Annotated in this window: 4 protein-coding genes and 1 pseudogene; 1 reads left to right on the top strand and 4 read right to left on the bottom strand. The window is 59.1% G+C overall.

All coding sequences use genetic code 11. The features are described from left to right. The 4 genes and pseudogenes from AC1D2P_RS30285 to zwf all read right to left on the bottom strand — a co-directional run. Window positions 1–169, bottom strand: a pseudogene (locus AC1D2P_RS30285) (IS256 family transposase); the annotation flags it as partial. Window positions 170–386: 217 nt separating this feature from the next. Beyond that, the gene (locus AC1D2P_RS30280; protein ID WP_046032022.1) at window positions 387–1,052 is read right to left on the bottom strand and encodes a bifunctional 4-hydroxy-2-oxoglutarate aldolase/2-dehydro-3-deoxy-phosphogluconate aldolase; all 666 of its coding nucleotides are present in this window, start codon (window positions 1,050–1,052) and stop codon (window positions 387–389) included. Between the two features lie 17 nt (window positions 1,053–1,069). Next, window positions 1,070–1,783 carry a 6-phosphogluconolactonase gene (gene pgl / locus AC1D2P_RS30275; RefSeq protein ID WP_046032023.1) on the bottom strand — a complete coding sequence of 238 codons (714 nt, stop codon included), beginning with the start codon at window positions 1,781–1,783 and terminating at the stop codon, window positions 1,070–1,072. Next, window positions 1,770–3,239, bottom strand: a complete 1,470-nt coding sequence (zwf, locus tag AC1D2P_RS30270) for a glucose-6-phosphate dehydrogenase (RefSeq protein ID WP_046032024.1) — start codon at window positions 3,237–3,239, stop codon at window positions 1,770–1,772. The genes pgl and zwf overlap by 14 nt, the downstream gene beginning before the upstream one ends. Before the next feature lie 226 nt (window positions 3,240–3,465). Here zwf and AC1D2P_RS30265 point away from each other — a divergent pair, with 226 nt between their 5' ends. Then, window positions 3,466–4,326 (top strand): MurR/RpiR family transcriptional regulator, encoded by an 861-nt coding sequence (locus AC1D2P_RS30265; RefSeq protein WP_177331417.1) that lies wholly within the window; start codon window positions 3,466–3,468, stop codon window positions 4,324–4,326. Window positions 4,327–4,388: the final 62 nt, after the last annotated feature.

Here is a 4,388-nt window from a genome sequence, read left to right as displayed (position 1 = left end):
GGTGGTGGCCGAGCTCAGCACTCAGGGCTCGCTCGATCAAAGCCTTCTTGAACGCCGCAGAGGCGTCCTCAATGGCTTCCGCTGTCATCGGTCCATCAGTGAATTGCTCGAGCAGCTCTTTCGGGATTTTCGGCAGCTCTCGCAACGCGGGTTTCTTCTTGGTTGGCATACATGCACCTCTTACTCATGTTATGCCCGAACACAAAATTTCTGACACCCCCGTGGATACAGATTTTACGACTGCTTCGCAGCCGGACGCAGGCTTCGCCAGCTGCTACAGGAGGTTTCAACGGCCCATTACTTTTCTACAGGCAAAAAAAAACGGTGCACCGACCAAGCGCACCGTAAAGCCGTAGAACACACAACGAAGTGTCAGGTAAAGCAGATCAGTCCAACAGCGCCAAGGCCTCGGCGGTGCATTCCTGAATGCGGGCCCAGTCGCCGTTCTTGATCCACTCCGGATCAAGCATCCAGCTACCGCCCACGCACATGACGTTTTTCAATGCCATGTAGCTCTTGATATTGGCCGGGCCAACGCCGCCAGTCGGGCAGAATTTCACTTCGCCGAACGGGCCGCCCAAGGCCTTGATGGCAGCGACGCCGCCGCTCACTTCCGCCGGGAACAGCTTGAAGCGGCGATAACCCAGGCCATAGCCTTCCATGATGCCGGAGGCGTTGCTGATACCGGGCAACAGCGGGATCGGGCTGTTGACACTGGCTTCGAGCAAATCACGGGTGATGCCTGGCGTAACGATAAATTGCGAACCGGCCGCTTCGGCGGCGGCGAGCATGTGGCGATCCAGCACGGTGCCGGCACCGGTCACCAGTTCCGGACGCTGTTCGCGCAGGATCTGGATGGCCTTGAGGCCGAACTGCGAACGCAGGGTCACTTCCAGGGCAGTCAGGCCGCCGGCGGCGAGGGCGTCAGCCAGCGGCAGGACGTCCTGTTCGCGAGCGATGGTAATCACCGGCAAAATCCGCGCCTTGGCGCAGAGGCTGTCGATCAGGGCAACTTTGTCCGCCATGGAAACGGTCGGGGATGGGGTTGTCATAGCGGCTGTTCCTTGGCTCATGGGCACCAGTAAATCTCTAACGTGGGTTGCAAAAACGCGCGAATCGGCATGGCGGCGACATCGTCACTGGCCAATGCGGCACTCAGGGTGGTCAGTTTTGACTGACCGGAAATGGACAGAACTTTATGCTTGGCCGATGCCAGCAGCGCACGGCTCATGGTCAGGCGTTGATGCGGCACGGTAGGTGCCAACATCGGGTAGCAACGACGGATGCCGTCGGCCTTCAAGGCATCGGCCAGGTTCGGGCTGTTCGGAAACAGCGACGCGGTGTGACCGTCGTCACCCATGCCCAGCACCAATACATCGATCACCGGCAGTTCGGAGAGCAAACGATCGGCCTGCTCGGCCGCCTGTTCAAGGTTGGCGCTGGCGCTGTACAGACTCAGGAACTGAGCCTTGGCCGCCGGCCCTTGCAACAGATAGCGCTTGAGCAGACCGGCATTGCTGTCGGCATGCTCAACCGGCACCCAACGTTCGTCGGCCAGGCTGACCACCACGTTCGACCAGTCCAGCGCCTGTTTGGCCAGGTGCTGGAAAAACGCCACCGGGCTGCGACCACCGGACACCACCAGCGTGGCGGTGCCTTGGGTGTCGATCGCTTCGCTCAATTGCTTGGCAACCGTCAGTGCCAGCGTTTCGGCCAACAGCACCGGGCTTTTGAACGCATGGGCGCTGACGCCCTGAGGCAGTTTCAAATTAGATATCGCCATACCACGACCTCCCATCCCGCGTGATCAGAGCAATGGAGCTCATCGGTCCCCAGGACCCGGCCGCGTACGGCTTGGGCGCATCACCGGATTTTTTCCACCCGGCGATCAACTGGTCACACCATTTCCACGCGGCTTCGATTTCATCTTTACGGACAAACAGGTTCTGATTGCCGCGCATCACTTCCAGCAACAACCGCTCGTAGGCATCGGGAATCCGCGCGCTGCGATAAGTGTCGGAAAAATTCAGTTGCAACGGACCGCTACGCAGCTGCATGCCCTTATCCAGGCCTTGCTCTTTGGTCATCACGCGCAAGGAAATACCTTCGTCCGGTTGCAGGCGGATAATCAGCTTGTTGCTGATTTGCAGGCGCTGCTCAGGGGCGAAGATGTAATGCGACGGTTCCTTGAAGTGGATGACGATCTGCGACAGCTTCTGCGGCATGCGCTTGCCGGTGCGCAGGTAAAACGGCACGCCGGCCCAGCGCCAGTTGCGAATATCGGCACGCAAGGCGACGAAGGTTTCGGTGTCGCTCTGGGTGTTGGAGTTTTCTTCCTCAAGGTAACCCGGGACCGATTTGCCTTCGCTGTAACCGGCGATGTACTGACCGCGCACTACTTGAGTGGTCAGGCCTTCCGGGCTGATCGGCGCCAGCGCCTTGAGGACTTTGACTTTCTCATCGCGGATGCTGTCGGCGGACAGGTCGGCCGGCGGGTCCATGGCGATCAGGCAAAGCAGCTGCAGCAGGTGATTCTGGATCATGTCCCGCAGTTGACCGGCCTTGTCGAAGTAACCCCAACGGCCTTCGATCCCGACCTTCTCGGCCACGGTGATTTCCACGTGGGAGATGTAGTTCTGGTTCCACTGGGTTTCGAACAGACTGTTGGCGAAACGCAGCGCGATGAGGTTTTGAACCGTCTCTTTGCCCAGGTAATGGTCAATGCGGTAGGTGCGGTTTTCCGGGAAGAACTGTGCCACGGCGTCGTTGACCTTGCGCGAGGATTCCAGGTCCGAGCCGATGGGCTTTTCCAGGACTACGCGGGTGTTTTGCGCCAGGCCGACCTTGGCCAGGTTCTCGCAGATCGCGCCGTAAACGGCGGCAGGCGTCGCAAAGTAGGCAATCACGCGCTGGGCACTGCCGGCCATTTCAGCCAGGGCGATGTAATCATCAGCCTGGAGAAAGTCGACGTGCAGGTAGCTCAGTCGGGCCAGGAAGCGTTCGACCACGGCCGCATCCAGCTCTTTGGCCCCGACATAACGACGCAACTCGGCGGCGATGAATGCCAGGTGTTGCTGCTCGGTGCCGGGCTCGCGGGCCAGCGCGATAATGCGCGTATCCTCGTGCAAGAGGCCTGCGCCGTCGAGTTGATAGAGGGCAGGAAACAGCTTGCGCAAGGCCAGATCGCCGAGGGCGCCGAACAAGGCAAAGGTGCACGGTTCAACCGTAATCGAAGGCATGATGTTTGTTCTTTTATCAAGTTAAGCTACAAATACCTTTTTTCAAGGCATCGCTCAAGAGAAAATGTAGTAATAACCACAACATTTTCGCAAAATATAGATTCCGAGTGGTGGTCGGTCGGAGCCATCAGTAGGATAGGCCACCGTTTGGGGCCGCATCAAAGGCCCTTTTGGCATAGCCGAACTCTAATTTGCGCTGCTGACCCAAGGAACATATATGGACCGCGTGCGGAATTTACTGGAACAGATCCAGAATCGCCTTGAAGACCTGAACAAGGCTGAACGTAAAGTCGCCGAAGTGATCCTGCTCAACCCACAGCAGGCCACCCGGTTCAGCATTGCCGCCCTCGCCCAGGCCTCGAAGGTCAGCGAGCCGACGGTCAACCGTTTCTGCCGTTCGTTCGGCGTCAGCGGCTACCCGGAACTCAAACTGCAGTTGGCTCAAAGCCTGGCCAGTGGCGCGGCGTATGTCAGCCGTGCGGTCGAGGCCGATGACAACCCTGAGGCTTACACACAGAAAATCTTTGGCAGTGCCATCGCATCGCTGGACAGCGCTTGCCAGGCGCTTGACCCGAACCTGATCAGCCGTGCCGTCGACCTGCTGATTCAAGCCCGGCAGATCCACTTCTTCGGCCTCGGTGCCTCGGCCCCGGTGGCACTGGACGCACAGCACAAATTCTTCCGGTTCAATCTGGCCGTCACCGCCCATGCCGATGTGCTGATGCAACGGATGATTGCGTCGGTGGCACACACCGGCGAATTGTTCGTGATCATCTCCTACACCGGCCGCACCCGCGAACTCGTGGAAGTGGCGCGCATCGCCCGGGAGAACGGTGCATCGGTGCTGGGTCTGACAGCCGAAGGTTCACCACTGGCCAAGGCCAGCACCCTGAGCCTGAATATCCCGCTGCCCGAAGACACTGACATCTACATGCCGATGACCTCGCGGATCATTCAACTGACCGTGCTGGACGTGCTGGCTACCGGCATGACCCTGCGTCGTGGTGTGGACTTCCAGCCGCATTTGCGCAAGATCAAAGAGAGCTTGAATGCGAGCCGGTATCCGGTGGGCGACGAGTTCAATTAATTGACGATTCGCAGCCTCGTTTCACTCGACAGCTCCTACAAGAGATCGCCGCACCTGTAGGA

It is taken from the genome of Pseudomonas sp. P1_F1_2, from assembly GCF_056405815.1.
Note: the sequence above shows the minus strand (reverse complement) of the source record. Positions and strands in the feature narration are given on the sequence as shown.

What these genes read in the sequence shown, in the direction of transcription:
- zwf (WP_046032024.1), bottom strand. Translation starts at nt 3,239, where the DNA reads ATGCCTTCGATTACGGTTGAACCGTGCACCTTTGCCTTGTTCGGCGCC.
- AC1D2P_RS30280 (WP_046032022.1), bottom strand. Translation starts at nt 1,052, where the DNA reads ATGACAACCCCATCCCCGACCGTTTCCATGGCGGACAAAGTTGCCCTG.
- pgl (WP_046032023.1), bottom strand. Translation starts at nt 1,783, where the DNA reads ATGGCGATATCTAATTTGAAACTGCCTCAGGGCGTCAGCGCCCATGCG.